The sequence below is a fragment of the Ruania alba genome, from assembly GCF_900105765.1.
GTDB lineage: Bacteria > Actinomycetota > Actinomycetes > Actinomycetales > Beutenbergiaceae > Ruania > Ruania alba.
Genome location: NZ_FNTX01000001.1, coordinates 906,657 through 932,484, shown reverse-complemented (window position 1 = coordinate 932,484; position 25,828 = coordinate 906,657). Strand labels below are relative to the sequence as shown.

Annotated in this window: 25 protein-coding genes; 3 read left to right on the top strand and 22 right to left on the bottom strand. The window is 69.8% G+C overall.

Annotation, left to right across the window (positions count from 1 at the left end; all coding sequences use genetic code 11):
- Positions 1–13 precede the first annotated feature (13 nt).
- The 9 genes from rpsO to BLU77_RS04320 all read right to left on the bottom strand — a co-directional run bounded on the left by rpsO (position 14) and on the right by BLU77_RS04320 (position 9,042).
- Positions 14–283 (bottom strand): 30S ribosomal protein S15, encoded by a 270-nt coding sequence (gene rpsO, locus BLU77_RS04360; protein WP_089771859.1) that lies wholly within the window; start codon positions 281–283, stop codon positions 14–16.
- 116 nt (positions 284–399) lie between these two features.
- The gene (locus BLU77_RS04355; protein WP_089771858.1) at positions 400–1,386 is read right to left on the bottom strand and encodes a bifunctional riboflavin kinase/FAD synthetase; all 987 of its coding nucleotides are present in this window, start codon (positions 1,384–1,386) and stop codon (positions 400–402) included.
- Positions 1,387–1,473: 87 nt separating this feature from the next.
- Positions 1,474–2,424 (bottom strand): aldo/keto reductase, encoded by a 951-nt coding sequence (locus BLU77_RS04350; RefSeq protein ID WP_089771857.1) that lies wholly within the window; start codon positions 2,422–2,424, stop codon positions 1,474–1,476.
- Positions 2,425–2,460: 36 nt separating this feature from the next.
- Complete coding sequence (gene truB, locus BLU77_RS04345; protein WP_089771856.1) at positions 2,461–3,351, bottom strand: tRNA pseudouridine(55) synthase TruB; 891 nt, start codon at positions 3,349–3,351, stop codon at positions 2,461–2,463.
- Positions 3,348–3,836 carry a 30S ribosome-binding factor RbfA gene (gene rbfA / locus BLU77_RS04340; RefSeq protein ID WP_089771855.1) on the bottom strand — a complete coding sequence of 163 codons (489 nt, stop codon included), beginning with the start codon at positions 3,834–3,836 and terminating at the stop codon, positions 3,348–3,350. Before rbfA ends, truB begins: the two co-directional genes overlap by 4 nt.
- Before the next feature lie 153 nt (positions 3,837–3,989).
- Positions 3,990–6,890 (bottom strand): translation initiation factor IF-2, encoded by a 2,901-nt coding sequence (gene infB, locus BLU77_RS04335; RefSeq protein ID WP_089771854.1) that lies wholly within the window; start codon positions 6,888–6,890, stop codon positions 3,990–3,992.
- A 128-nt stretch (positions 6,891–7,018) separates the two neighbouring features.
- A complete protein-coding gene (locus BLU77_RS04330) occupies positions 7,019–7,306 on the bottom strand; it encodes a YlxR family protein (protein ID WP_089771853.1) in 288 nt (95 codons plus the stop codon).
- Positions 7,307–7,398: 92 nt separating this feature from the next.
- Positions 7,399–8,535 carry a transcription termination factor NusA gene (nusA, locus tag BLU77_RS04325; protein ID WP_089771852.1) on the bottom strand — a complete coding sequence of 379 codons (1,137 nt, stop codon included), beginning with the start codon at positions 8,533–8,535 and terminating at the stop codon, positions 7,399–7,401.
- Between the two features lie 12 nt (positions 8,536–8,547).
- Positions 8,548–9,042 (bottom strand): ribosome maturation factor RimP, encoded by a 495-nt coding sequence (locus BLU77_RS04320; protein ID WP_089771851.1) that lies wholly within the window; start codon positions 9,040–9,042, stop codon positions 8,548–8,550.
- A gap of 97 nt (positions 9,043–9,139) precedes the next feature.
- Between BLU77_RS04320 and BLU77_RS04315 the strand changes: the two genes are divergently transcribed.
- Positions 9,140–10,075: a hypothetical protein gene (locus tag BLU77_RS04315; RefSeq protein WP_089771850.1), complete on the top strand. Its 936-nt coding sequence runs from the start codon at positions 9,140–9,142 to the stop codon at positions 10,073–10,075.
- Between the two features lie 10 nt (positions 10,076–10,085).
- Here BLU77_RS04315 and BLU77_RS04310 read toward each other — a convergent pair whose 3' ends face one another.
- Positions 10,086–11,879 (bottom strand): proline--tRNA ligase, encoded by a 1,794-nt coding sequence (locus tag BLU77_RS04310; protein WP_089771849.1) that lies wholly within the window; start codon positions 11,877–11,879, stop codon positions 10,086–10,088.
- Positions 11,880–11,953: 74 nt separating this feature from the next.
- Between BLU77_RS04310 and BLU77_RS04305 the strand changes: the two genes are divergently transcribed.
- A complete protein-coding gene (locus tag BLU77_RS04305) occupies positions 11,954–12,847 on the top strand; it encodes a DNA-formamidopyrimidine glycosylase family protein (RefSeq protein ID WP_089771848.1) in 894 nt (297 codons plus the stop codon).
- A 1-nt stretch (position 12,848) separates the two neighbouring features.
- Here BLU77_RS04305 and BLU77_RS04300 read toward each other — a convergent pair whose 3' ends face one another.
- The 11 genes from BLU77_RS04300 to rpsB form a co-directional block, all read right to left on the bottom strand.
- On the bottom strand, positions 12,849–13,748 hold the full coding sequence (locus BLU77_RS04300; RefSeq protein WP_089771847.1) for a GNAT family N-acetyltransferase: 900 nt from the start codon (positions 13,746–13,748) through the stop codon (positions 12,849–12,851).
- A gap of 15 nt (positions 13,749–13,763) precedes the next feature.
- Positions 13,764–14,903, bottom strand: coding sequence for a flavodoxin-dependent (E)-4-hydroxy-3-methylbut-2-enyl-diphosphate synthase (gene ispG, locus BLU77_RS04295; RefSeq protein ID WP_089771846.1), 1,140 nt, complete (start codon positions 14,901–14,903; stop codon positions 13,764–13,766).
- An 88-nt stretch (positions 14,904–14,991) separates the two neighbouring features.
- The gene (locus tag BLU77_RS04290; protein WP_089771845.1) at positions 14,992–16,317 is read right to left on the bottom strand and encodes a M50 family metallopeptidase; all 1,326 of its coding nucleotides are present in this window, start codon (positions 16,315–16,317) and stop codon (positions 14,992–14,994) included.
- 53 nt (positions 16,318–16,370) lie between these two features.
- On the bottom strand, positions 16,371–17,558 hold the full coding sequence (gene dxr / locus BLU77_RS04285) for a 1-deoxy-D-xylulose-5-phosphate reductoisomerase (protein ID WP_089771844.1): 1,188 nt from the start codon (positions 17,556–17,558) through the stop codon (positions 16,371–16,373).
- A 10-nt stretch (positions 17,559–17,568) separates the two neighbouring features.
- A complete protein-coding gene (locus tag BLU77_RS04280; protein WP_089771843.1) occupies positions 17,569–18,114 on the bottom strand; it encodes a DivIVA domain-containing protein in 546 nt (181 codons plus the stop codon).
- Positions 18,115–18,142: 28 nt separating this feature from the next.
- Positions 18,143–19,294 (bottom strand): dual-specificity RNA methyltransferase RlmN, encoded by a 1,152-nt coding sequence (rlmN, locus tag BLU77_RS04275; protein WP_089771842.1) that lies wholly within the window; start codon positions 19,292–19,294, stop codon positions 18,143–18,145.
- A gap of 31 nt (positions 19,295–19,325) precedes the next feature.
- Complete coding sequence (locus BLU77_RS04270; protein WP_342741444.1) at positions 19,326–20,381, bottom strand: phosphatidate cytidylyltransferase; 1,056 nt, start codon at positions 20,379–20,381, stop codon at positions 19,326–19,328.
- Positions 20,382–20,390: 9 nt separating this feature from the next.
- A complete protein-coding gene (gene frr, locus BLU77_RS04265) occupies positions 20,391–20,948 on the bottom strand; it encodes a ribosome recycling factor (protein WP_089771841.1) in 558 nt (185 codons plus the stop codon).
- Positions 20,945–21,718 carry a UMP kinase gene (gene pyrH / locus BLU77_RS04260; protein ID WP_089771840.1) on the bottom strand — a complete coding sequence of 258 codons (774 nt, stop codon included), beginning with the start codon at positions 21,716–21,718 and terminating at the stop codon, positions 20,945–20,947. The genes frr and pyrH overlap by 4 nt, the downstream gene beginning before the upstream one ends.
- A 182-nt stretch (positions 21,719–21,900) precedes the next feature.
- Positions 21,901–22,740, bottom strand: a complete 840-nt coding sequence (gene tsf, locus BLU77_RS04255; RefSeq protein ID WP_089771839.1) for a translation elongation factor Ts — start codon at positions 22,738–22,740, stop codon at positions 21,901–21,903.
- Positions 22,741–22,771: 31 nt separating this feature from the next.
- Positions 22,772–23,800, bottom strand: a complete 1,029-nt coding sequence (gene rpsB, locus BLU77_RS04250; protein ID WP_089771838.1) for a 30S ribosomal protein S2 — start codon at positions 23,798–23,800, stop codon at positions 22,772–22,774.
- A 376-nt stretch (positions 23,801–24,176) separates the two neighbouring features.
- Here rpsB and BLU77_RS04245 point away from each other — a divergent pair, with 376 nt between their 5' ends.
- Entirely contained in the window at positions 24,177–24,851 is a 675-nt protein-coding gene (locus tag BLU77_RS04245) for a M23 family metallopeptidase (protein ID WP_089771837.1), read from the top strand.
- Here BLU77_RS04245 and BLU77_RS04240 read toward each other — a convergent pair.
- Positions 24,826–25,782, bottom strand: a complete 957-nt coding sequence (locus BLU77_RS04240; RefSeq protein ID WP_089771836.1) for a tyrosine recombinase XerC — start codon at positions 25,780–25,782, stop codon at positions 24,826–24,828. The genes BLU77_RS04245 and BLU77_RS04240 overlap by 26 nt on opposite strands.
- Positions 25,783–25,828 lie beyond the last annotated feature (46 nt).

Genomic DNA, 25,828 nt, shown 5'->3' with positions numbered 1-25,828 from the left:
AGCCGGTCGTTGTTCAGCGGCGAATGCCGAGGCGCTCGATCAGCGCACGGTAGCGCGCGATGTCGACGCTGCGCAGGTAGCCCAGCAGTCGACGACGCTGGCCGACCAGCAGGAGCAGGCCACGACGCGAGTGGTGGTCGTGCTTGTGCTCCTTGAAGTGCTCGGTCAGGTCCCGGATCCGCCGCGAGAGCAGCGCAATCTGGACCTCAGGGGAGCCGGTGTCGCCCTCGTGCGTGGCGTACTCGGCAATGATCTGCTTCTTGACTTCCGGCTCCAGGGCCAACGGTTCTCCTTCGTGTGTTCGTTGCGCGGAGCACCGGGGCATGTCCACCCGGGCATGACGCATCCGCGGCCGATCTGACGGCTTAAGCAGGATATCACCGCCGCACGCTCCCGCGGTCACTGCACGGCGGGGAGCTGCTCCGGTCGCGGTACCTCCAGCACGTCAGCAGCCTCGAGCACATCGGCACGCATCTGCTCCACCAGCGCCTCGATCCCGTCGAAGCGCACGGTGGGGCGCAGCCGGCGAACGAACTCCACGACGACCTGCTCGTCGTAGAGATCCAGATCACGCCGCCCCAGCACATGCGCCTCGACCTGACGCACGGTGCCGTCGAAGGTCGGGTTGGTCCCGATCGAGATCGCTGCCGGCCGGCGCACCGCCTCCCCCGGCCCTACCCGGGCGGGATCGCGCAGCAGCCAGCCGGCATACACGCCGTCGGCCGGAACGGTTCCGCTGGCATCGGTGGCGAGGTTCGCCGTCGGAAATCCCAGTTCACGGCCGCGGGCCTGCCCGTGCACCACCAGTCCACGCATCCGGTGCGGGCGGCCCAGCACAGCAGCGGCGCCGGCACAGTCACCGGCGGCGAGCAGTTCACGCACCCAGGTCGAGGACCAGCGGCGCTCGTCGGCGGCAGTGACGTCCCGCACCAGGCGCACATCGAAGCCCAGCCGCTCCCCCAGCTCAGCCATCGTGCTCCGGTCCCCGCTGTTGCCCTGCCCGAACCGGACGTCCTCACCGACCACGACGCATCGCACCCGGAGCACGTCCACCAGGCAGTGCCGCACGAACTCCTTCGGCGACTGCGCAGCGAACGACTCCGAGTAGGAGATCACCAGGCACGCATCGATACCGGTCTCGGCGATCAGGTCGAGCCGGTCGGTGAGGCCGGTGAGCAGTTCGGGAGCCGAGTCCGGCCGGTGCACAGCCGCCGGGTGCGGGTCGAAGGTGACGGCGACCGATCGCGCCCCGTACGTGTGAGCCGTGTCGACCACATCAGCGAGCACCGCCCGGTGTCCGAGATGGACGCCGTCGAAGTTCCCGATCGTGACCACGCTGCCGGTCAGGTCGGCGGGGACCGTGTCGATCCCGTACCACCGCTCCACTCGTGTCCTCCCCTTCTGCCCGCCCCGACTGGGGAACTGTGCCGTCCCAGGGTGCCACTGAGCACGACGATCGGTGAAACCCGTCGCTCAGTCGGCGACAGCCGCCGGTGGCGGACCCAGAGCGTCGATGTCCGCCCACAGTTCGTCGGGGACGGCGTGCTGACGGCGCGCCTCCAGGTCTGCGATGCGCTCTGGCCGGGAGATGCCCACCACGGTGGAGTCGACCAGCGGGGAACGCAACGAGAAGTGCAGGGCCGCCGTCGCGAGCTCGACGCCGTGGCGTGCACAGATCTCCTCGAGCAGACGCACCCGCTCGAGGACCTCGGCGGGCGTCTCCCGGTAGGCGTAGGTCGCACCGCTTGCGGAACCACGCGCGAGCAGTGCACCGCCGAATGGCGCGGCGTTGAACACGCCCATCCCTCGTTCCTTGGCGGCCTCGAGGAGCACGGTCGCCCGTCGTTCCAGCAAGGTGTAGCGGTTGTGCGTGAGCAGCACGTCGAAGCAGTCGCTGGCCACGTACCGGCTCACCACCGATACCTTGCCGGCGGCGATCCCGATCGCGTCCACCGCCCCGCTCTCGCGCAGCTCCAGCAGACCCTCGACGGCACCCCCGGGGCCCATGGCGTCCTCGAAGGGCACGCCGTAGGGGTCGTGCAGGTGCAGCAGGCCCACCCGGTCGATCCCGAGCCGGGTCAGGCTCTCCTCGAAGGAACGCAGCACCCGGTCCCGGTCGAACACGCCAGTCTCGGGATCGGCGTCCACCTTGGTGACGATCTGGCGTCCCGGAGCGATGCCGGTGTCGGCCAGTGCCAGCCCCAGCACCCGTTCGCTGTGCCCGCCCGCGTAGACGTTCGAGGTGTCCACCACGGCGTACGGGCCGTGCAGCATCGCGGCGGCCAGGCTCACCGCCTCCGGCTCGGCCGCCGCGCCCGGGGAGACGTCCCGGCCCAGGCTCGAGGTGCCGAGAGTGATCGGGCTGACCGAGAGGCCACTACGGCCCAGGTCTCGAAGGTCGACGGGAGCGGCAGGAGTAGACATGCGAACCAGCCTAGTCTCGCCTGCGGGTACTCCTCGTCAGGCGGGATCAAGCACCAGAACCGGTCGCGCCCGGTCCTCGGCATCCTGCAGCAGGGCGACACCGTGACCGTCCGGGGCCAACGCGGCCACCACGGCATCGGTTCCGGTGGCACCGATACGACGCCCGAATCTGATCTCTCGGGTCTCCTCCTCGGACAGGGTGCGCACCCGGAAGGCCGCGCGGAGCACATCGGTCACATCGGTCATATCCAGTGCGGCGGTGTGCGCCTCGAGCGGCTCGGCGCGCGAGACGTCGAACGGTCCGACGCGGGTGCGACGCAGCGCCGTCAGGTGGCCACCGGTGCCGAGTGCGGTGCCCAGGTCACGGGCCAGTGCCCGGATGTAGGTGCCTGAGGAGCAGGTGACGGCGGCATCCACGTCGAGCACGGCCGTCCCGTCAGCGGCCCTCGCCTCGCGGACGTCGTGCACGTCGAAGGCGTGCACGGTCACCGGTCGGGCGGAGAGCTCGACCTGCTCACCGCCGCGCACCCGTGCGTAGGACCGCTTGCCGTCCACCTTGATCGCACTGACCGAGCTGGGCACCTGCTGAATCGGACCGGTCAGCTCCGCGACAGCGTCCTCGAGCCGGGCCTGGATGCTCTCGGCGTCATCGACGCCTGATGCCGCTGTCACCTCGCCCTCGGCGTCGTCGGTCACCGTCGCCTGGCCGAGCCGCATGGTGGTCGTGTACTGCTTGTCGGCGCCCACGAGATAGGTGAGCAACCGGGTGGCCCGGCCCACACCGAGGACCAGGAGTCCGGTCGCCATCGGATCGAGAGTGCCGGCATGCCCGATCTTGCGGGTGTGCAAGAGGCGCCGGGACCGGGCGACCACGTCGTGGCTGGTCCAGCCCTGGGCTTTGTCGATCAGGAGGAACCCGTCGCTCATCCGCGTTCGGTGTCCTCCTCGGCCGCTTCCTGGGCGGGTTCTGCCACGTCGTCGCCGGTGTCCTGCTCACCCGGTTTGCGGTACGGATCCGCCTCACCGGCATAGTGGGCATTCTCCCGCATCCTGGCGAGCTCGGCGTCCCGCTCGGCAGCGCTGCGCAGGGCTTCTTCCAGGTGCGCCGCCGTCTCCGGGATCGCGTCCGGGACGAACTCCAGTGTGGGGGTGAGGCGCACTCCGGTGCGCTTGCCGACCTCGGAACGGATCATCCCCTTCGCCGAAGCGAGCGCGGCTGCGGTACCGGTGCGCTCCTCGTCGTCGCCGAGCACCGTGTAGAAGATCGTCGCGTGCTGCAGGTCACCGGTCACCCGCACATCGGTGACGGTCACGAACCCCAGGCGGGGATCCTTGATCCGGGTGTCCAGCATGATCGCCACGATCTCCTGGATCGCATCGGCCAGCTTCCGGGCTCGCGCTGTGTCGGCCATGTTCGTGTCCTCGTCTGTAGTTCCTGGTACCCAGCATCTCACCTCGAGCTCACGGGCATGCCTCGAGCGCCGGGTGATCCGGCGTGGATGAGCGCACGACGCGGGCCGGGCGACAGCTCATGCTGCCACCCGACCCGCGTTCGATGAGCCGCGTCAGGCGCGCGGCTTCTCGCGCATCTCGAAGGTCTCGATCACGTCGCCCTCGCTGATGTCCTTGGCGCCGAGTCCGATACCGCACTCGAAGCCCTCGCGAACCTCCGTGACGTCGTCCTTCTCTCGCCGCAGCGAGTCGACGTTGAGGTTGTCGGAGATGACAACCCCGTCGCGGAGCAGGCGTGCCTTGGAGTTCCGGCGGATGGTGCCCGAACGCACGATCGAACCGGCGATGTTGCCGACCTTGGAGGACCGGAACACCTGACGGATCTCCGCGGTGCCCAGCTGGACCTCCTCGTACTCCGGCTTGAGCATGCCCTTGAGCGCTGCCTCGACCTCGTCGATCGCCTGGTAGATGACCGAGTAGTACTTGATCTCGACACCTTCGCGATCGGCCAGTTCGGTGACCCGCTCCGCCGGTCGCACGTTGAAGCCGATGATGACGGCGTTGTCCACCGTCGCCAGGTTCACGTCGTTCTGCGTGATGGCACCCACGCCGCGGTGGATGATCCGCAGTGCGACCTCCTCGCCCACGTCCACCTTGAGCAGTGCGTCCTCGAGCGCCTCCACGGCACCGGACACGTCACCCTTGATGACGAGATTGAGGTGGTCCACCTTGCCCTGCTCGAGAGCCTGGGTGAACTCCTCCAGCGACATGCGCTTGCGCCGCTTGGCCAGGGTTGCCGCACGCTCGGCGGCTTCCCGCTTGTCCGCGATCTGGCGAGCCGTGCGGTCATCCGGAGCCACCAGGAAGGTGTCCCCAGCGCGCGGCACCGATGCCAGACCCAAGACCTGAACCGGGTATGCCGGTCCCGCCTCGGGCACGGAGTTGCCGTGCTCGTCGAACATGGCCCGCACCCGCCCGTGGGCCGTTCCGGCCACGATCGCGTCGCCCACATGGAGCGTCCCGGACTGCACGAGTACGGTCGCGACGGCGCCGCGCCCCTTGTCCAGGTTCGCCTCGATGGCCACACCGCGTGCGTCCTTGTCCGGGTTGGCACGCAGCTCGAGTGCAGCGTCCGCGGTGAGCAGGACCGCTTCGAGGAGCTGGTCGATGCCCTTGCTCTGAATGGCGGAAACATCCACGAACATGGTCTCGCCGCCGTACTCCTCGGCCACCAGGTCGTACTCGGTGAGCTGCTGGCGGATCTTGGCCGGGTTCGAGTCCGGCTTGTCCACCTTGTTCACCGCGACCACGACCGGAACGTTCGCGGCCTGTGCGTGGTTCAGCGCCTCGATCGTCTGCGGCATCACTCCGTCGTCGGCGGCCACCACGAGGATCGCGATGTCCGTGACGTCGGCACCACGAGCACGCATGGCCGTGAAGGCCTCGTGACCGGGGGTGTCGATGAAGGTGATGGCCCGCTCGACGTCCTCGTGCTGGGCGTGCACCTGGTAAGCACCGATGTGCTGGGTGATCCCGCCTGCTTCGCCACCCACGACGTCCGTGCTGCGGATGGCGTCCAGCAGCCGGGTCTTTCCGTGGTCGACGTGACCCATCACGGTCACGACCGGCGGACGAGCCGTGCGGTCCTCGTCGGTCTCGGCTTCCTCTTCGGCCGCCAGATCGATGTCGAAGGACTCGAGCAGCTCGCGGTCCTCCTCCTCCGGGGAGACGATCTCGATCACGTAGCCGAGCTCGACACCCAGCGCCTGGAACGTGTCCTCGTCCAGCGACTGCGTGGCCGTGGCCATCTCACCGAGGTGGAACAGCACGGTCACCAGGCTCGCTGCGTCGGCGTCGATGCGGTCCGCGAAGTCAGCCAGGGAGGCACCCGCGCGGATCCGGATGACGGTCTTGCCGTCACCACGGGGAACCTGGACGCCACCGATGGACGGTGCGGACTGCTGCTCGAACTCTTGGCGCTTGGCCCGCTTCGACTTCCGGCCTCGGACCGGGCGTCCCCCGGCGCGACCGAACGCACCCTGGGTACCACCACGGCCACCGCGGCCACCGCCGCCGGGACGACCACCAGGACGACCACCGAAACCGCCGCCGCCACCACCAGGGCCGCCACCGCCGGGGCCGCCACCGCGACCGCCACGGCCACCACCGCCACCACCGCCACCACGGGCAGGGGCGCCCGGGCGACCGACAGAGCTGCGGCCGGGCATCATGCCCGGCGTGGGACGCACCCCGCCGGGACGGGGCCCGGCGTCAGAACGCTCCCCGCGCGGAGCGCCGGAACGCTCACCGGTGCGACCACCGGCTGCTCCCGGGCGCGGACCGGCAGAACCGCCGGAGCCGCCCGGGCGCGGCATCCCCTGGGACGACGCGAACGGGTTGTTGCCCGGTCGTGGCGCCCCCGGGCCTGCGGAGCGCTCACCACGGCCACCTGAGCGGCCGCCTCCCGGGCGCGGCATCCCCTGGGACGACGCGAACGGGTTGTTGCCGGGGCGTGCGCCCGGCTTCGGGCCCGGACGGGCCCCGGGCTTGGGTGCTGGCTTGTCCGACGACGGCGCCGCGGACGCGGCGTCTGCCGGTGTCGGTGTGGCCGACGGCTTCGGCGCACGAGAGGTCTGGGCCGGCGTCGGTGCTGCCGGCTCCTCAGCCTGCGGGGGCTCCGCGGGCTTCTCGGCCTGCGCCGGTTCGGCAGGCTTCTCGGCCTGCGCCGGTTCGGCAGGCTTCTCGGCCGGCTCCTCGCGCTGCGGCTCGGCAGGAGCCGGAGCAGCAGGCTTGGCTGAGGGGGCTGGCTTCTTGGGAGCAGGCTTGGCCGGGGCGGAGTCTCCGCCGTCGGCGGGGGCGTCCGGGAACGCCTCCCGGAGCCGTCGCTGCACGGGCGGCTCGATAGTGGACGAAGCGGACTTCACGAACTCACCGAGTTCGTTCAGCTTCGCCAGGACGGTCTTACTGTCGACGCCGAGCTCTTTCGCGAGCTCGTGGACGCGGACTTTTGCCACAACTCTCCTGTCTCGGTCCGTCCCGAGGCAGGGGTCGGACCGTCGTTAGCGGTGCGTGTTCATCGCAGGGTGCTCATCGGGTGCCCATCGGCTTGAAGACCCGCTCTCTTGTTTCGATGATCAACGGTTCATGCGGTGTTCTGGTCGAACCACTCCACCACACGGGAGTACTCGGCACTGACCGGTACTCGAAGTGCCCGAGCGATCGCTCGGCGGGTGATGGCACGATCCAGGCAGTCCGGGTGCGGATGCACCCAAGCTCCCCGGCCCAGTGCGCTCGTCGATGGATCAACGACCACTGAGACCATGCCGGCCTCGGTACTCGCCGGATCCGTCACCAGACGCACCAAGCTGGACCGTGAGGTACGTACCCGGCATCCGACACACGTGCGAACAGGACCACCGGAGAGGCTCATGACGTACTGGCCCTCCGGGGTTCTTCGACCGCACCTCACCGAGGTGGTGAGAGGAAAGATGGTCCGGGTTCGTGACCCAACAGAAAACTATACTACGGCGCTTCCGGCGTCGCCGTCGTCCCGGCCCCTGCGGACTCCGGTGCGGTGTCCGGCCGGATGTCGATCCGCCAGCCGGTCAGGCGTGCCGCGAGCCTCGCATTCTGCCCCTCTTTCCCGATCGCGAGGGAGAGCTGGTAGTCCGGCACGATCACGCGTGCGGCCCGGGCCGCGGCGTCCACCACTTCCACGCTGCTCACCCGCGCCGGGGACAGGGCGTTGGCCACGAAGGTGGCCGGGTCCTCGCTGTAGTCGACGATGTCGATCTTCTCGCCGCGGAGCTCGGCCATCACGGCCCGGACGCGCTGGCCCATCGGCCCGATGCAGGCGCCCTTCGCGCCGAGCCCGGCCACGGTGGAGCGCACGGCCATCTTCGTGCGGTGCCCGGATTCACGTGCCAGCGCCATGACTTCGACGCTGCCGTCCGCGACTTCTGGCACCTCGTGAGCGAACAGCCGCTTGACGAGGTTCGGGTGGGTACGCGAGACCGTGATGGAGGGCCCCTTGAAACCGCGGGTGACTTCGAGCACGTAGGCACGGATGCGCTCACCGTGGACATAGGTCTCGGTGGGAACTTGCTCGTGCGCCGGGAGCACCGCCTCCACACCGCCGATCTCGATCAGCACCGTGCGCGGGTCGCGACCCTGCTGGATCACGCCGGCAACGACGTCGCCCTCCTTGCCGCGGAACTGACCGAGGACCTGGTCATCTTCGGCGTCCCTCAGCCGCTGCATGATCACCTGCCGTGCTGTGGAGGTGGCGATCCTGCCGAAGTTGGCCGGCGTGTCGTCGTACTCCGGGCCCAGCCGCGGGCCGGGTGAGACCGCGACACCGTGGCTGAGATCACTCGGGGCCTCCCCCGCCGTGGGCGCTTCCGTCTCGATGTCCGGGGTCGGCTCTACCTCGTCGGCGTCCGCGGCTGGTTCGTCCACGGGGGGCGCGGGCAGTACCTCGCGGGCGAAGACGGTCACGTGCCCGGTGGCACGGTCCAGCTCCACCCGCGCATGAGCCATGGCACCCTCGGTGCGGTGGTACGCGGACAGCAGCGCCTGCTCGATCGCACCGACCAGGGTGTCGAGCGAGATGTCTCGCTCCCGCTCGATCAACCGCAGTGTTGCCATGTCGATGTCCATTGGGCGTTCCTCTCAGTCCTGCGCGTCGCCGGCGCGATTCAACTCCACGTCGATGCGACCACGCTCGACGTCCGACAGGGGCAGGCTGACGGTACCGGATCCAGTGGCCAGCGTGAGCTCGCCGTCGGTCACGCCGAGCACGCGGCCACTGACCTGATCACCGGTGGTGGCGACGGTGACCAAGCGTCCCTCGGCACGGCGGAAATGGCGCGGTTCGGTCAGCGGACGGCTCACGCCGGGGGTGGTGACCTCAAGCAGGTAGGACCCGGCGAGCAGGTCCTCGGCCTCGTCCAACTGGGCGGACACGGCCTGGGACACCTGCGCGAGTGAGTCCGAGGTCACACCGCCGGGGCCGTCCGGCAGGTCCACCGTCACGCGGACGACGCGCCGTCTCGCGGCACCAGAGATCTGGACTCCCTCGAGGAACAGGCCGGCATCGGCGACGACCGGTTCGAGGACCTCGTGTACCTGGGCGCTGAGGGCGTCCGATCCGGGTGAGGGGCTCATCACGACACTCCTTGTGCAGTTGTAGTTCACGGTGAACACCACAGCGTAGTGGTCTGCGCGGCAGACCACAGAGGTTCTGACATGGCACGATCGACGCGTGACCGTCCGCACCCGCCCCACGCGCCTGCTCGTCGGAGTTCTGACCACCGCTCTCGTTCTGCTGACCGGGGCATGCTCCGTGCGTCTGGACACACCGCCCGCGCCGATACCGAGCCCCGAGCAGTCCGAACGGATCCGGCAGGCGTCCGCACTCGCGACGGCGGAGCTGGCGGAACTGGCCCGATCGATCACCGCCGAGGATGCGGACCTCACCGCACTGCTGGAGGACGTCGCCGGTGATGCGCAGGTGCAGCTCGAGGCCCTGGGAGGCGTCTGGGAGCCGCCGCCGCGGCCGGCGGAGACCGACGCCGCTGAGACGCCCGGCTCGAACGCGGACGGGCCCGGGACGGCCGAGGATGTCCTCACCGCACTCACGGCCAGCTCGGAGGCCGCCAGGGAGGCCATCGCCAGCCCGGACGTGGGATCAGACCTGGCCGCGCTCCTGGCAGCGATCGTGCTGAACCGGGACGGCTCCGCGTCCCGGCTCGCCGACCAGCTCGGCGTCGCCGACCCGGTCCCGGCTGCCGAGCCCCGCACACCCGCCACCTTGGGAGCGAGCGCCACCGGCCTGTGCCGCACCCTGGACGCGCTCGGGTACGCCGGTGAACTCCTCGCAGCGCGCAGCAGCGGCAACGCGCAGGACCGGGCTGCCCGCACCGCTGCACAGATGCGCGACCTCGCCGAACAGGTCGCGATTGCTGCCGGTATCGACGACTCCGGCACCGACCCGCGGGAGGCGAGCTACGCCGTCGGGGCCGGGACGGATCTGGAGGAGACGGTGGAGGCGTGGCGCGGCGACCTGGTGACCGGGTGGCTGGCTCAGCTCGCTCCGGCCGATGCGGCCGACCGTGCCGGGATTCTGGAGCACGCCCGGGCGGCCGCACGCCACGCACCCGAGGCCGTGACAGCCCCGCTGCCCGGCTGGGACGGCTGACCGCTGGAGGTCAGCCGAGCCCGGCCTCGCTGAGCAGCTCCCGGAGCCGGGGCGCGGCGTCGGCCGGGGCGAGCTCTTCCCGCTCTCCTGTGGCCCGGTGACGCACCTCGACCACACCCTCGGCCAGGCCACGACCGACCACGAGGGCATACGGCACGCCGAGCAGCTCGGAGTCGGCGAACTTCACCCCGGCGGAGACCTTGACGCGGTCGTCGTAGAGCACCTCGACGCCGGTGGAGGTGAGCTCGGTGGCGATCTGCTCGGCGGTGCTGAACACGGCCTCGTCCTTACCGGTGGCAAGCACGTGCACGTGCGCCGGCGCCACCGTGACGGGCCAGGCCAGGCCCTTCTCGTCGCTGGTCGACTCCGCGATCGCGGCGAGCACCCGCGTGACACCGAGCCCGTAGGAGCCCATGGTCACCGTGACGGCCTTGCCGTTGGAGTCGAGCACGGAGAGCTCGAGCGCCTTCGCGTACTTCTGTCCGAGCGCGAAGATGTGCCCGATTTCGATGCCGCGGGCCAGCTCCAGCGGTCCCGACCCGTCGGGTGCCTCGTCGCCCTCGCGCACCTCGGCCACGTCGATCACGCCGTCGGCGGTGAAGTCCCGGCCGGCCACGAGGTCGAAGACGTGCTTGCCTGCCTCGTTCGCGCCGGTGACCCAGGCTGTGCCGGGGACCACGCGCGGGTCGAGCAGGTATCGCACCGCACCGCCGGCGTTCTCACCGCGGGGGGCGCCGTTCGGGCCGAGCACCTGCGGACCGATGTAGCCGGGCACCAGCTCCGGGTGCGCGGCGAAGTCGGCCTCGGTGGTCTGGTCCACCTCGGCCGGGAAGACGGCGGCCTCGAGCCGCTTGGCATCCACCTGCCGGTCACCGGGCAGACCCACCACGAGCAGCTCCCGCTCACCGGTCGGTGAGACCAGGGCGACCACCACGTTCTTCAGCGTGTCGGCCGCCGTCCACGGCTGGTCCTGCCGCGGCGCGATCTGATTGGCGGCGGCCACCAGTGTCTCGATGGTGGGCGTGTCGGGCGTGTCCTCCACGTGCGCCGGGCCGATGCCGGAGGCGTCCTGCTCCGGTGGCACGGGGGTGGCGACGGCTTCCACGTTCGCGGCGTACCCGCCCGCGGAGCGCACGAAGGTGTCCTCCCCGATCTCGCACGGGTGCAGGAACTCCTCCGAGCGGGATCCGCCCATCGCGCCGGCCTCGGCGGCCACGATCACGTAGTCGAGCCCGAGCCGGTCGAAGATGCGCCGGTAGGCCTCCCGGTGCTTGAGGTAGGAGGCGTCGAGGCCGGCCTCGTCGATGTCGAAGGAGTAGGAGTCCTTCATGATGAACTCCCGGCCGCGGATCAGTCCGGCCCGCGGACGGGCCTCGTCGCGATACTTCGTCTGCACTTGGTACAACATCGCCGGCAGATCCTTGTACGAGGAGTACAGGTCCCGCACCAGCAGGGTGAACATCTCCTCGTGCGTGGGCGCGAGCAGGTAGTCGGCCTCCTTGCGGTCCTTGAGCCGGAACACGTTCGGCCCGTAGTCGGTCCATCGACCGGTCGCCTCATAGGGCTCACGCGGCAGCAGGGCCGGAAAATGCACCTCCTGCGCCCCGATCGCATCCATCTCGTCCCGGACCACAGCCTCGATCTTGGCGAGCACCTTCAGGCCCAGCGGCAGCCAGGAGTAGATCCCCGGGGCGGCTCGCCGGATGTACCCGGCGCGCACGAGCAACTTGTGGCTCGCCACCTCGGCCTCGGCCGGGTCCTCTCGCAGGGTCCGCAGGAACAATGTCGACATCCGCATCAGCACGCGGCGAGTCTAACGGCCTCCCCGGCCCTCCCGGGCCCTGGCCGCGAGCCCTCCGGTGCGCCAGACTGGGAGCCATGCCCGAGATGCCCGAGGTGGCCGGACTGGCCTCGTTCCTCTCCGGCCGGATGGCCGGTACGTCGATCACCGGTGTGCACGTGGCCGGGATCGGAGCGCTCAAGACCTACGATCCGCCACCGCAGGCGCTCATCGGCCGCACCGTGACCGAGGTGGATCGGCACGGAAAGTGGCTGGACGTCGTCACCTCGCCCGGGAGCGCAGGTGACGAGGCGTCTGAACCTGAGCTCCATCTGGTTGTCCACCTCTCCCGTGCTGGCTGGGTGCGCTGGTACGACCAGGCGCCCACCAGCGTCCCGAGACCTGGGAAGTCACCGATCGCCGTGCGGGTGCTGCTCTCCGACGGCTCCGCGTTCGACCTGACCGAGGCGGGCACCAGAAAACGGCTCGCCGTGCACGTCGTCCGGGACGCCGAGGAGGTGCCACAAGTTGCCTCGCTCGGTCCTGATCCGCTGAGCGAGGAGTTCACGACGGCGTCCCTCACCTCGATCCTCGCCGATGGCCGTCATCAGGTGAAGGGAGTGCTCCGGGACCAGTCCGTGATCGCCGGGATCGGCAACGCCTATAGCGACGAGATCCTGCACGTCGCGCGGATCAGCCCGTTCGCGATCAGCGCGCGCCTGGATGCCGACGAGGTGGCCCGGCTGCAGGAGGCGATCCGCAGCGTGCTCACCGGGGCGATCGAGGTGGCCTCCGGGAAACCGGCCGCCCAGCTCAAGGATGCCAAACGCGCGGGGATGCGAGTGCACGGTCGCACCGGCCAGGACTGTCCGGCGTGCGGGGACACGGTGCACGAGGTGTCCTTCGCGGATTCCTCGCTGCAGTACTGCGCCACCTGTCAGACCGACGGCAAGGTGCTCGCGGACCGGCGGATGTCGAAGCTGCTGCGCTGAGTCAGAACAGCACGGTCGCGAACGTCCCCACCTGCCGGAAGCCCACCGTGCGATAGGCCGCGAGCGCCGACGTGTTGTAGGAGTTCACGTACAGGGAGACCACCGGGGCGATGCGTGCGCGCGCGTGTCGCACCACAGCCGCCATCCCGGCGGCCGCATGGCCCCGACCGCGGTGCTCCGGGTGCACCCACACCCCCTGCACCTGGGCGACCCCGAGGGCCACCGTGCCGATCTCGGCCTTGAAGATCACCTGAGGTCCAGCGTCAGTCTCGGCGATCCACGCCAGCGAGCGGCCGCCGTCGACCAGGGATGCGATCCGGCGCTCGTACCCACCACCTGACTGCAGCGGCGAGTAGCCCACCTCCTCGGTGAACATGTCCACGCAGGCCGGGAGCAGCACCGGCATGTCCTCGGCGGTGCAGACCCGCACCCGGGCCTCGGCGGGCACCAGCGGATCGTGGTCGATCATCATCGAGGGCTGCTCATGCCGGATCTCACGCGGGCTTGCGGCCATCGGGGCCAGCTCGGACCAGAGCCCGAGCACGTCGTCGGCGGGGCCGACGATCGAGGAGTAGCGGCGGCGGCCGCGGCTGATCGCCTCGGCCAGCGGGGCGAACGCATGGGCAGCCACCCGGTAGGGCACCACGTTGCCACCGGTCCAGCACAACCCGTCCAGGCCGGCGGAGGTGCGGACGCAGAGCACTTGGTCCCGGTAGAAGGCGTACCGCTCGAGCGCTTCCACGTGCTCGCCGAGCAACGCGGCGTCCACCGGCGCTTCCCGGCAGAACGCGACGAGCTGGCCGGGATCGGCGGACCTGGCATCAGCGACCAGCACACCGGAGTCAGCCTCGTGCCGGCGCCCCCGGTCCGTGCGGACGTGGTGCCAGGGCCAGGTGGGCATCGGGTGGGCGCGGGATCAGGAGACGGTGACGACGGGCTCTCCGGAGCCGTCCGTCACGCCCATGCTCTCGGCGATCCGGGTGGCCTCGGCGATGAGCGTCTCCACGATCTGATCCTCCGGGACCGTCTTGATCACTTCACCCTTGACGAAGATCTGGCCCTTGCCGTTGCCCGACGCCACTCCGAGATCGGCCTCGCGGGCCTCCCCGGGGCCGTTCACCACACAGCCCATGACGGCGACCCGCAGCGGGACGGTCATCCCCTCCAGACCTGCGGTCACCTCGTCGGCGAGGGTGTAGACATCCACCTGGGCACGCCCACAGGACGGGCACGAGACGATCTCGAGCTTGCGCTCACGCAGGTTCAGCGACTGCAGGATCTGCAGGCCGACCTTGACCTCCTCCACCGGTGGGGCGGACAGGGAGACGCGGATCGTGTCACCGATGCCCTGGCTGAGCAGAGCGCCGAACGCGGTGGCCGACTTGATGGTGCCCTGGAACGCCGGGCCGGCCTCGGTGACCCCGAGGTGCAGTGGCCAGTCGCCGCGCTCGGAGAGCAGCTCGTAGGCGCGCACCATGACGACCGGGTCGTTGTGCTTGACCGAGATCTTGAAGTCGTGGAAGTCGTGCTCCTCGAACAGGGATGCTTCCCAGACGGCGGACTCCACCAGTGCTTCGGGGGTCGGTTTGCCGTACTTGGCCAGCAGGCGCTTGTCCAGCGACCCGGCATTGACCCCGATCCGCAGGGAGACTCCCGCATCTGCGGCGGCCTTGGCGATCTCGCCGACCTGGTCGTCGAACTTGCGGATGTTGCCCGGGTTCACCCGCACGGCGGCGCAGCCGGCGTCGATCGCGGCGAAGACGTACTTGGGCTGGAAATGGATGTCCGCGATGACCGGGATCTGCGACTTCTTCGCGATGATCGGCAGGGCCGCCGCGTCGTCGGCCGTGGGAACGGCGACGCGCACGATGTCGCATCCGGACGCCGTCAGCTCGGCGATCTGCTGCAGGGTGGCGTTGATGTCCGTGGTCGGCGTGGTCGTCATGGACTGCACCGAGACCGGTGCGTCCCCTCCCACGTCCACCGACCCCACCCGGATCTTGCGGGTCGTGCGTCGCTGCGCCAGCACCGGAGGGGCTTCCTTCACGGCGGGCATGCCCAGATTGATCGGAACAGTCACCGTTCCAGTATCACACCCGAGGCCACCGAACGCTGCCCACCACGGCGCCGACCACCTCCGTTGCTCAGAACAACGTGACCGGATTCACGATGTCGGCGATGGCCAGCATGATGCTCATCCCGGCCAGCAGGACCACCACGACGTAGGTGACCGGCATCAGCTTGGCCGTATCGGCCGGACCAGGATCCTTGCGCCCGGTCAGTGCTGCGAGCCGACGGCGGATGCCCTCGAACAGCGCCCCGGCGATGTGGCCGCCGTCCAGCGGCAGCAGCGGCACCATGTTGAACACGAACAGCGCCATGTTCAGCGAGGCGAGGATGTTGAGCATCACCGCAGACTGCTCGGCCGTGGTCAGCGCCTCGGAGCTGGTCACCTCACCGCCCATCCGCCCGACGCCGATCAGCCCGACCACATTCGGATCACGTTCGGTGCCGCCGAAGGTGGACTGGGCGATCGAGACGAGGCGCTGGGGCAGGGTGAGGACGATCTCGACCGTTCCGGTGAACACCTGCCACACATGCCCGGGCACGGCCGTGATCGGCTCCGGCTGCAGCTCTCGAGACGCGTTGATGCCGACGAACGGCTGCTCGGTGAGCACCGTCTGGCCCTGGGCGTCGGTGACCGGACGCTCGACCAGGGTGGGGGTGACGCTCAGGGCGACCTCGTCGCCGTCCCGGAGGACCACCACCTCGACCTCGGTGGCACCACCGGCATCGATCGCCGCGGTGAGATCCTCCCAGTCCTCGACGGGGTGGCCGGCCCAGGAGACCACCTCGTCACCGTCGAGCAGACCTGCCTCGGCCGCCGGTGCGACCGGATCGTCGGCCGTGCACTCGCGGGACTCCCCCGCGGGCAGCACACACTCGGAGACTGCCGCGACCCGATTCGTCCAGGTCGGGATCCCGAGCCCGGTGAAGATCACGGCGAACAGCACCGTGGAGATGATCAGGTTCATCACCGGGCCACCGAACATCACCGCGAGCTTGCGCGGCATGGTCAGCTGGTAGAACGCCTTGCGTCCATCGCCGGGGCGGATCTCGTCGGCGACCTCGGCACCGCTCGCCTCGCGGGTGTCGTCCACGATCGCCTCGATCGTGCCGCGCAGGCCGCGCCGGCGCTGGTGCGCCTCGTAGCGGGCGTCGTCGCTGAGCTGCTCGCGGGCCGGCGGGAACATTCCGATCATCCGCACGTACCCGCCCAGCGGGAGCATCTTGATGCCGTACTCGGTATCGCCCCGGCGGGTGGACCACAGGGTCCGTCCGAAGCCCACGAAGTACTGGGTGACCTTGACCTTGAACAGTTTCGCCGGGACCAGGTGCCCGATCTCGTGCAGCGCGATCGAGACGATCAGCCCGAACGCGATGACGAGCACACCCCACCAGAAGTCCATGAAGCCAGGGTACGTCGCGGGACTGGGAGGGTCCGCCCCGGGCCTGCCCGGCGTCAGGGCCGGTCGAGCACCTCGCGTGCCCGCTCCCGGGCCCAGGAGTCCGCCGCGAGCACGTCCGCCACCGTGAGTCCCTCGGTCGCGACGCTCTCGTGCTCCTCGACCACCCGGGTGACCAGGTCCACGATTCCCGGGAAGGGCAACCCGCCGGCGTGGAAGGCCTCGACGGCTTCCTCGTTCGCCGCGTTGTAGACCGCGGGGGCCGTGCCACCGGCACGTCCGACGTGCTGGGCCAGGCGCACCGCAGGAAACGCGTCGTGGTCGAGCGGTTCGAACTGCCAGGTGCTGGCGGCGGACCAGTCGCACGGACTGTCCACGTCGATCAGCCGGTCCGGCCAGGACAGCCCCAGCGCGATCGGCACCAGCATCCGCGGGGGCCCCATCTGGGCGATCGTGGAGCCGTCATGGAACTCCACCATCGAGTGGATCTGCTGCTGCGGGTGCACCACCACGTCGATGTTGTCGAAGGGGACCCCGAACAGCAGGTGCGCTTCGATCACCTCCAACCCCTTGTTCACCAGGGTGGCGGAGTTGGTGGTGATCACCTTGCCCATCGCGAAGTTCGGGTGGCGCAGCGCCTGCGCCGGTGTGACCTCGGCGAGCTCGGCGCTGCTCCGTCCGCGGAAGGGCCCCCCGCTGGCAGTGAGCACCAACCGGCGCACCTCCTCGGCCCGACCGCCACGCAGGCACTGGGCGATGGCGCTGTGCTCGGAGTCCACCGGCACGATCTGCCCCGGTGCGGCGGCAGCCTGCACCAGCGGGCCGCCGACGATCAGCGACTCCTTGTTCGCCAGGGCCACGGTGGCTCCGGCCGCGAGGGCGGCCAGGGTGGGACGCAGCCCGATGCTGCCCGTGATGCCGTTGAGCACCACATCGGCGCCGCGGCCGGCCAGGTCGACGACGGCGTCCGGGCCGGCGGTCAGCTCGGGTGCCCAGCCCGGGCGTCCTGCCTCGTCTGCGGCGGCTCGGAGCGCCGCCCGGACCTCGTGGAGAGTCTCAGCATCCGCACGGGCCACGGCCACGTGCTCCACGGCGAGCTCAGCCGCCTGCCGGGCGAGCAGACCAGGGTCGGAGCCCCCGGCGGCGATCGCCGTGACGCGGAACAGGTCGGGGTTGGCCCGGACGACCTCGATGGCCTGGGTACCGATCGAGCCGGTCGAACCTAGGAGGGAGACGGTCCTCATGGCGTGCTGCTCATTCAACAGCCAGGAGCACGTCGACGGCGCGGTCCAGGAAAGCGTCGACCGGACCTTCGGCGTATGCGCGCGAGCGGGACGCCCGGGGGAAGGCGACGTGTCGCAGCTCGGTAGCGCTGAGAGCGCGCCCCTCGTCGAAGTAGTCGACCAGGCGGTCCATCACCTCGTCCACGGAGTCGGCGGCATAGCCGCGGCCGCGTTCGGGCGGGGCGAACCGCTCGCCCGCCGGGCGCACCAGGCGCGGATACAACGTCGTCGCGCGATCAGCCACCTGCTCCATCCAGGCTTCCTGACCATTGGCGGCGATGAAGTCCGCGCGCTCGCGTTGGACGAAAGCGCCTTCCAGCCGGTCCAGTGCAGCGTCCACGGCGGACGGCACGTAGCCACCGCGCAACAGGTCGAACGCCACCCCACGCACGTCCGCGGCCCCCATCGCCTCACCGTCGCCCTCGTAGGCCGCGCGGGCACGCGTGAAGAACTCGTCCACCTCGTCGCGGTCGTATCCGTTGGCCCACCCGCTGACGGTCGGGAACAGCCCCTCCATCGCGAATCCTCTCTGCCGAACGTGCCGGTCAGTCCTGGGCGGCGAGCTGACCGCACGCACCGTCGATATCACTGCCGCGGGTGTCCCGCACCGTGGTGGGGATACCTGCCGAGCGCAAGCGTGCCACGAACTCGTCCTCCACGGCCTTATCGCTCGCCGTCCAGATCGAACCCGGGGTGGGGTTCAGCGGGATCGGGTTGACGTGCACCCATCCCGATCCACGGCGCAGCAACTCGGCGGCCAGCAGGTCCGCACGCCAGGCGTGGTCGTTCATGTCCTTGATCAGGGCGTACTCGATGCTCACCCGGCGGCCGGTGGTGTCGAAGAAGTCCTTCGCCGCATCCAGCGCCTCACCCACGGACCAGCGGGTGTTGATCGGGACCAGCTGGGAACGGAGCTCGTCATCCGGTGCGTGCAGGGAGAGGGCGAGCGTGACGGGGATGGCCTCCTCGGTCATCTTCCGAATCGCCGGGACCAGCCCCACCGTCGAGACGGTGATGTGCCGGGCCGACATCCCTAGGCCTTCGGGCGCGGGGGCGACCATCCGCTTCACGGCATTGATCACGGTCCGATAGTTGGCGAGAGGTTCGCCCATCCCCATGAAGACCACGTTGGTCAACCGCCTCGGCCCGTCGCCGAGCTCGCCCTGCTGACAGCTGATCGCCGCGCGGCGAACCTGCTCGATGATCTCCCCGGTGGACAGATTCCGGGTGAGGCCCTGCTGACCGGTGGCGCAGAAGGGGCACGCCATCCCACACCCGGCCTGACTGGACACGCACAAGGTCGCCCGCTCGGAGTAGCCCATCAGCACCGACTCGACCTTGACCCCGTCGAACAGGTTCCACAGCATCTTCAGGGTCGAACCGCCGTCGGCCTCCAGCCGGCGGTGCTCGGTGAGCAGATCCGGCAGCAACAGATCGGCCATCTCGGCACGCTGCGCCGCCGGGATGTCGGTCATCTGCTCCGGGTCGCGTGTCAGGCGAGCGAAGTAATGGGTGGAGAGCTGCTTCGCGCGGTACGCCGGCTGTCCGATCTCCTGGAGCACCTCACCACGTTCTGCCAGGGTGAGGTCGGCCAGGTGGCGCGGCGGCTTGCCGCGCCGGGGGACGGCGAAGGAGAGTTGCGGTCGGTCGCCGGCGCCACGGTCGTGGCCCGGCAGAACCTGCGGTTGGGACGTCATGATGCTCCATCCTCCCAGACGGGTCGGCACCTCACGCCGGGTGCACCACCAACAGCACGGCGAACACCACGGGAGCGGCAAGCAGGACCGAGTCCACCCGATCCAGGATTCCCCCGTGCCCGGGCAGGGTGGTGCCCATGTCCTTGACACCGAGGTCCCGCTTCAGCAGCGACTCGGCCAGGTCGCCGGCCGTCGCCCCGAGCACTGCACCCACACCGATGAGCGCCCCGGTCCACCACGGCAGGTCGAACAGGAGCACGGCGAACCCCACCCCGACGGCGACTGCGAGCAGCAGGGAACCGGCAGCCCCTTCCCAGGACTTCTTCGGGCTGACCGTCGGAGCCATCGGGTGTCGCCCGAACAGCACCCCGGCGGTGAACCCGCCGACATCGTTGGCCACCACCAGGGCGATCACCAGGAGCACCCGCCAGGGACCGTCGTCGGCGGAGAGCATGATGGTGAGGAACCCGGCCAGGAACGGGATGTAGGCGGCCGCGAAGATGCCCGTGGTCGCCTCCCGGAGTGCCACCACTCCCCCGCCGTCGAGCACCCGCCAGACGAACACACCGCCAGCGGTGAGGAGGAACGCCACCAGAAGCGCCTCGATCCCCGCCGAATAGGCCGAGACGAGCATGCCGACCGTCCCCACCAGCAACGGAAGCAACGGGAGCCGGACCTCGCGCGTGCGCAGCGCACGATCCAGCTCCCACAGAGCGACGCCACAGGCGAGGACAGCGAGGCCGAGGAAGACCTCCTTGCGCAGGAACAGCGACAGGACCAGCACCGCACCAAGACCCAGGCCCACCGCAATCGCGACCGGCAGGTTCCTCCCCGTACGAGAGGGTCGATCAGCGGATGCCCCTGCCAGCAGTTGTCGCGGTTCCGGCGTCGTGGCAGGTGCAGCCGGGAGCGCGACGGTGCCGATCGGTACCTGTCCGGTCACCGCCATGGTCCGAGCGCGCCGGGCCGAGGTGTGCGCCGCAAGCTCCGCCTCCAACTGAGCAGACCGTTCGGCCCGCCGCTGGGCGCGCCGCGTCGACGCCGCTGGCGGATCGTTCGGCGCGTCAGGAGTCTCGGGCTCAGTCACAGTCAGCGCTCAGACCTCGAGCAGTTCCTTCTCCTTGCCGGCGAGCAACGAGTCGACGAGGTCGGTGTGCTTCTTGGTGAGCGCGTCGAGCTCGCCCTGGGCACGGTTCACCTCGTCCTCGCCCGTCTCGCCGTCCTTGGCGATCCGGTCCAGCTCCTCCTTGGCCCGGCGGCGGATGTTGCGCACTGACACGCGCGCGTCCTCCCCCTTGGACTTGGCCAGCTTGACGTAGTCACGCCGCCGCTCCTCGGTGAGCTGCGGCAGGACGACGCGGATCACGTTGCCGTCGTTGCTCGGGTTGGCGCCGATGTCGGACTCCCGCAGCGCCTTCTCCACGGCGGCCATCGCGCTCTTGTCGTACGGGCCGATGAGCACCGTGCGCGCCTCGGGGATGGTGATCGAGGCGAGCTGTTGCAGCGGGGTGGGCGCGCCGTAGTAGTCCACCTCGATCTTGGTGAACATCCCGGCGTTCGCACGCCCGGTGCGGATCCCGGCGAGATCCTCCCGAGCGACCTCTACGGCCTTCTCCATCTTCTCCTCGGCTTCGAGGAGGGTGTCGTCGATCACGCTTGCTCCTTGTTCTGCAGGGACGGGTTCGGCTCGCTCGGCCGGGGCTGAGACGTCACGATGGTTCCGATCTTCTCACCCTTGAGCGCTCCGGCCACGTTCCCTGGGTCGTTCATCCCGAACACCCGCATGGTCAGGTCGTTGTCACGGCACAGCGCCAGGGCGGTGGAGTCGACCACTCGCAGGTCCTTCTGGATGGCCTCGTCGAAGGTGAGGTAGTCGATCCGGGTGGCCGCGGGATCGACGCGGGGATCAGCCGTGTACACACCGTCCACACCGTTCTTGCCGACCAGGACCTCGCCGCAATGGGTCTCCAAGGCGCGCTGGATGGCGACGGTGTCGGTGGAGAAGTAGGGCATCCCCGCGCCGGCCCCGAAGATCACTGCACGGCCCTTCTCCATGTGCCGGATGGCCCGCAGCGGGATGTAGGGCTCGGCGACCTGCCCCATGGTGATCGCGGTCTGCACCCGCGTGTTCACCCCGGCCTTCTCCAGGAAGTCCTGCAGTGCCAGACAGTTCATCACGGTGCCGAGCATGCCCATGTAGTCCGCCCGGGCCCGGTCCATCCCGCTCTGAGAGAGCTCGGCCCCACGGAAGAAGTTCCCCCCGCCGACCACGACGGACACCTGCACCCCATCGTGTACCGCCTCGGCGATCTCTCGTGCCACGGAGGCGACGACCCCGGGATCAAGGCCGACGGCGCCGCCGCCAAAGACCTCACCGGAGAGCTTGAGCAGGACGCGACGTGGGTGGACGGGGGTGGTACTCATCGAGAACTTCCTCCAGCAAGGTCAAGGACCGACGGCGGTGTGCAGCAGGACGGATCGCCTCGCCGTGGTTGTCACGGGCGAGTGGTCCCCAGGTGTGATGGTACGTGGAGAACCATGTTCCCGGGCCCGGGTATGCGTGTGGCCCCGGCCCGCACGGGGCCGGGGCCACACTGCTGCTCGGGTCAGGCCCCGACGCGGAACCGAGCGAAACCGGTGAGGGTTCCGCCGGCCTCGGAGACGATCTGACCGACCGTCTTCTTCGGGTCCTTCGCGAACGGCTGGTCCAGGAGTGCGACCTCCTTGAAGAAGCCGTTCAGACGGCCCTCGATGATCTTCGGGATCGCCTGCTCCGGCTTGCCCTCGTTCCGGGCGGTCTCCTCGGCGATGCGACGCTCGTCGGCGACCTTGTCGGCCGGGACGTCGTCGCGGCTGAGGAACGTGGGCGAGAAAGCCGCGATGTGCATCGCCACATCCCGCGCCACTGCCGCTCCGGCCTCGTCGCTGGCCACCAGCACGCCGACCTGCGGCGGCAGGTCCTTGTTCGTGCGGTGCAGGTACTCGGTGACCTTGGTCCCGTTCACGCGAGCGAGCCGACGCACCACGACCTTCTCACCGAGGGTCGCGGCCGTGTCGTCGACCACGGACGAGAGCGCGCGGCCGTCCACCTCAGCGGCGAGCACCTGCTCGACATCGGTGCCGCCCGACTCAAGAGCCGTGCTGACCACCTGGTCGGCAAGAGTGACGAAGACGTCGTTCTTGGCGACGAAGTCGGTCTCGGAGTTCACCTCGACCAGCACGCCGACCTGCCCCTGGGCATCGTCGACGATCTTGACGGCGACAAGGCCGTCCGAGGCAGAGCGGCTCTCGCGCTTGCTGACACCCTTGAGGCCCTTGACGCGGATGACTTCCTGCGCCTTGGTCAGGTCGCCGTCCGCCTCGTCCAGGGCCTTCTTGACGTCGAGCATGCCGGCACCGGTGCGCTCACGGAGCGTCTTGATGTCAGCGGCGGTGTAGTTCGCCATGAATGATCCTCTCGAAAGATCCGTCGGTGAGTCAGTCCTGGGCGTTGTCGCCGGCAGGCTCGTCGGTCGGGGTGACCTCGGCGGCCGGGGTCTCGTCAGCCGGGGCTTCAGCGGCGGGCGCCTCAGCAACCGGAGCCTCAGCAGCCGGAGCCTCAGCAACCGGAGCCTCAGCAGCCGGAGCCTCAGCAGCCGGAGCCTCAGCAGCCGGGGCCTCAGCAGCGGGCGCGTCGGTCGCGGGTGCGTCGGTCGCGGCAGCGCCCTCCGCGCCGGCGGACTTCTCGGCCCCCTCGGACTCGTGTGCGGCGAGCAACTCTCGCTCCCACTCGGCGAGCGGCTCGGCGTCGGCCGGTGCGTTCGCGCTGCCGCCGCCGTGGCGGGCCACCAGGCCCTCGGCCGCACCGTCGGCGATCACCCGGGTCAGCAGGGTGACGGCGCGGATCGCGTCGTCGTTGCCCGGGATCGGGTAGTCGACCTCGTCCGGGTCACAGTTGGTGTCCAGGATGGCCACCACCGGGATGTTCAGCTTGCGCGCCTCGGCGACCGCGAGGTGCTCCTTCTTCGTGTCCACGATCCACACGGCCGACGGCAACTTGGCCATGTCGCGGATACCGCCCAGGGTGCGGGCCAGCTTGTCGCGCTCGCGGCGCTGCATCAGCAGCTCCTTCTTCGTGAAAGCGCTCGCTGCGACGTCGTCGAAGTCGACCTCCTCGAGCTCCTTCAGGCGCGAGAGCCGCTTGCTGACCGTGCCGAAGTTGGTGAGCATGCCACCCAGCCAACGCTGGTTGACGTAGGGCATCCCCACGCGAGTGGCCTGCTCGGCCACGGCCTCCTGGGCCTGCTTCTTCGTACCGACGAACAGGATCGTGCCGCCGTGCGCGACCGTCTCCTTGACGAAGTCGTAGGCACGGTCGATGTCCTGCAGGGACTGCTGCAGGTCGATGATGTAGATCCCGTTGCGCTCGGTGAAGATGAAGCGCTTCATCTTGGGGTTCCACCGACGGGTCTGGTGCCCGAAGTGGACGCCGCTCTCGAGGAGCTGGCGCATGGTGACGACGGCCATGGCTCGTCCTTCCTGACGCGGGCGACTGCCCGCGCATTCGGTGCCCAGCGAACCGGGCACGATTTCGGTTGTCATTCGGGTGTGCGGTGCACACCTCTCTCCTGGTGCTCACGGTCGCGGGCACCGGATCTCTCCGGACCTCGCACCACGACCCCGACGTTCAGCCGGTCAGTGAGCGCGCGATGTCAGGCGGCTTGCCCGAGGGCGCACCACCTGCGGGACATATCGTACCCGATAGGCACCTCGGCATTGACCGTCAGAACGCGACGGACGCGCCCGGAACGAGGCTGTCCACACGTGGGGCTGGATGCGCGCCGGTCCACAAGACCCACTGCCCGGCGCACCACAGCACGGCGACGTGTCATGTGCTGGGCCCATGCCCACCTCGTTGCGTTCTGATTCCCCTTCCCGGCGCCCTGAATCCCGCAGTCCACGGCGCAGGCATGCACGCCTCCGTCGTGGACAGCTGCCGGGGCTCCTGGCGCTGACGACCGCCGTCATCCTCGGTGCACCACCAGCAACGACGGGTGCGCTCGACTCCGGCACCGGCGGAACCACACCGACCGAGGCAGGCCCTCCGGTCACACACCGATGGCCGTTGGCACCAGTTCCGGAAGACCCCGCAGAAGCTGTCCGTCGCGGTTTCGACCGCCCACCGGCACCATGGGCAGCCGGCCACCGCGGCGTCGATATCCCGGCCGAGACGGGCCAGCCGGTGTTCGCCAGCGGTACCGCCGTGGTGGCGTTCGCCGGTGCAGTTGTCGACCGCCCGGTCGTCTCGCTCGAGCACCCGGGTGGCCTACGGACAACCTACGAACCAGTCGCACCCACGGTCGAGGTGGGGGACGCCGTCGTGGCCGGGGACCTGATCGGAACGGTCAGCACAGGTGGGCACTGCACCGGCTGCTTGCACTGGGGCGCACGGGCGGGCGCCGGATACTACCTAGATCCCCTGACACTGCTCTCGGGGCCCGTGCAGATCCGGCTCTATCCGATCACCACCGATGATCCGCGGCGCGGTCGGACTAGGCGCGCGGGTGCGCCTGGCTGAAGGCCGACCGGAGCCGGTCCGCTGAGATGTGCGTATAGCGCTGCGTGGTCGACAGGGAGGCGTGCCCGAGCACTTCCTGGACCGACCGCAGATCCGAGCCCCCCGCCAGCAGGTGGGTGGCGGTGGAGTGACGTAATCCGTGCGGAGCCAGGTCGCGGACACCGGCCACCGCCGTCATCCGGTGCACCATGTCCCGGACCTGCCGCGCCCCCAGGCGACCGCCGCGTTGCCCGAGGAACAGGGCATCTGCGTCGGCATCCCGGGTCGGCCACGTGGCCCGCGCCTCGAGCCAGCACTCCAGGGCACGACCGGCCGGCACTCCGAAGGGGACCATCCGCTCCTTCCCGCCCTTGCCGAGCACACGGATCAGCCGGTCCGCGCGATTGACATCGTGCACATCGAGCCCGACCAGCTCAGCCACTCGCACACCGCTGGCGTAGAGCAGTTCGAGCACACACCAGTCCCGGATCGCTGCCGGCCCGGCATCGCCGTCAGCGGTCATGGCACGTGCGGTCTCCAGCACCGCGGCGGCCTCGTCGACCTCCAGCACGACCGGGATCACGGAGTCCGGCTTGGGTGCAAGCAGGCGCAGCCCTGGGTCTGAGGCCAGGCGTCCGGTGCGGTGCGCCCAGGCCGTGAAGGTGCGTGCCGATGCCGCCCGGCGCGCCAAGGTCGCACGGGCCAACCCCCGCCCCGACTGCTCCGCAAGCCAGCTGCGCAGTGCGGTGAGATCGAGGTGCTGCAGATCCGTGGCCGGCACCTGCCGACCGTCGGCCGGCAGGCTGGCCAGCAGGGTGAGCACGTCTGCTCGATACGCGCGCACCGTGTGTGCGGACAGGCCTCGCTGGGCGTCGAGGAAGGACTCGAACGCCTCCAGCAATCCTGCGTCCCCGGCCCGTTCTCCGGGGGCGCCCGCCGCACGGCTCACCATTGCTCAAGCCTGGCACGGGCACGACACCATCGGACGGCGACTCGCG

Excerpts from the sequence above, each read along its gene's own strand:
- BLU77_RS04305 (WP_089771848.1), top strand. The coding sequence starts at position 11,954 with ATGCCCGAGATGCCCGAGGTGGCCGGACTGGCCTCGTTCCTCTCCGGC.
- BLU77_RS04300 (WP_089771847.1), bottom strand. The coding sequence starts at position 13,748 with ATGCCCACCTGGCCCTGGCACCACGTCCGCACGGACCGGGGGCGCCGG.
- dxr (WP_089771844.1), bottom strand. The coding sequence starts at position 17,558 with ATGAGGACCGTCTCCCTCCTAGGTTCGACCGGCTCGATCGGTACCCAG.
- pyrH (WP_089771840.1), bottom strand. The coding sequence starts at position 21,718 with ATGAGTACCACCCCCGTCCACCCACGTCGCGTCCTGCTCAAGCTCTCC.
- BLU77_RS04320 (WP_089771851.1), bottom strand. The coding sequence starts at position 9,042 with ATGAGCCCCTCACCCGGATCGGACGCCCTCAGCGCCCAGGTACACGAG.
- BLU77_RS04245 (WP_089771837.1), top strand. The coding sequence starts at position 24,177 with ATGCCCACCTCGTTGCGTTCTGATTCCCCTTCCCGGCGCCCTGAATCC.
- BLU77_RS04330 (WP_089771853.1), bottom strand. The coding sequence starts at position 7,306 with ATGAGCCTCTCCGGTGGTCCTGTTCGCACGTGTGTCGGATGCCGGGTA.
- BLU77_RS04280 (WP_089771843.1), bottom strand. The coding sequence starts at position 18,114 with ATGGAGGGGCTGTTCCCGACCGTCAGCGGGTGGGCCAACGGATACGAC.
- BLU77_RS04240 (WP_089771836.1), bottom strand. The coding sequence starts at position 25,782 with ATGGTGAGCCGTGCGGCGGGCGCCCCCGGAGAACGGGCCGGGGACGCA.
- truB (WP_089771856.1), bottom strand. The coding sequence starts at position 3,351 with ATGAGCGACGGGTTCCTCCTGATCGACAAAGCCCAGGGCTGGACCAGC.
- rbfA (WP_089771855.1), bottom strand. The coding sequence starts at position 3,836 with ATGGCCGACACAGCGCGAGCCCGGAAGCTGGCCGATGCGATCCAGGAG.
- ispG (WP_089771846.1), bottom strand. The coding sequence starts at position 14,903 with ATGCCCGCCGTGAAGGAAGCCCCTCCGGTGCTGGCGCAGCGACGCACG.
- BLU77_RS04290 (WP_089771845.1), bottom strand. The coding sequence starts at position 16,317 with ATGGACTTCTGGTGGGGTGTGCTCGTCATCGCGTTCGGGCTGATCGTC.
- BLU77_RS04350 (WP_089771857.1), bottom strand. The coding sequence starts at position 2,424 with ATGTCTACTCCTGCCGCTCCCGTCGACCTTCGAGACCTGGGCCGTAGT.
- rlmN (WP_089771842.1), bottom strand. The coding sequence starts at position 19,294 with ATGACGTCCCAACCGCAGGTTCTGCCGGGCCACGACCGTGGCGCCGGC.
- tsf (WP_089771839.1), bottom strand. The coding sequence starts at position 22,740 with ATGGCGAACTACACCGCCGCTGACATCAAGACGCTCCGTGAGCGCACC.
- rpsB (WP_089771838.1), bottom strand. The coding sequence starts at position 23,800 with ATGGCCGTCGTCACCATGCGCCAGCTCCTCGAGAGCGGCGTCCACTTC.
- nusA (WP_089771852.1), bottom strand. The coding sequence starts at position 8,535 with ATGGACATCGACATGGCAACACTGCGGTTGATCGAGCGGGAGCGAGAC.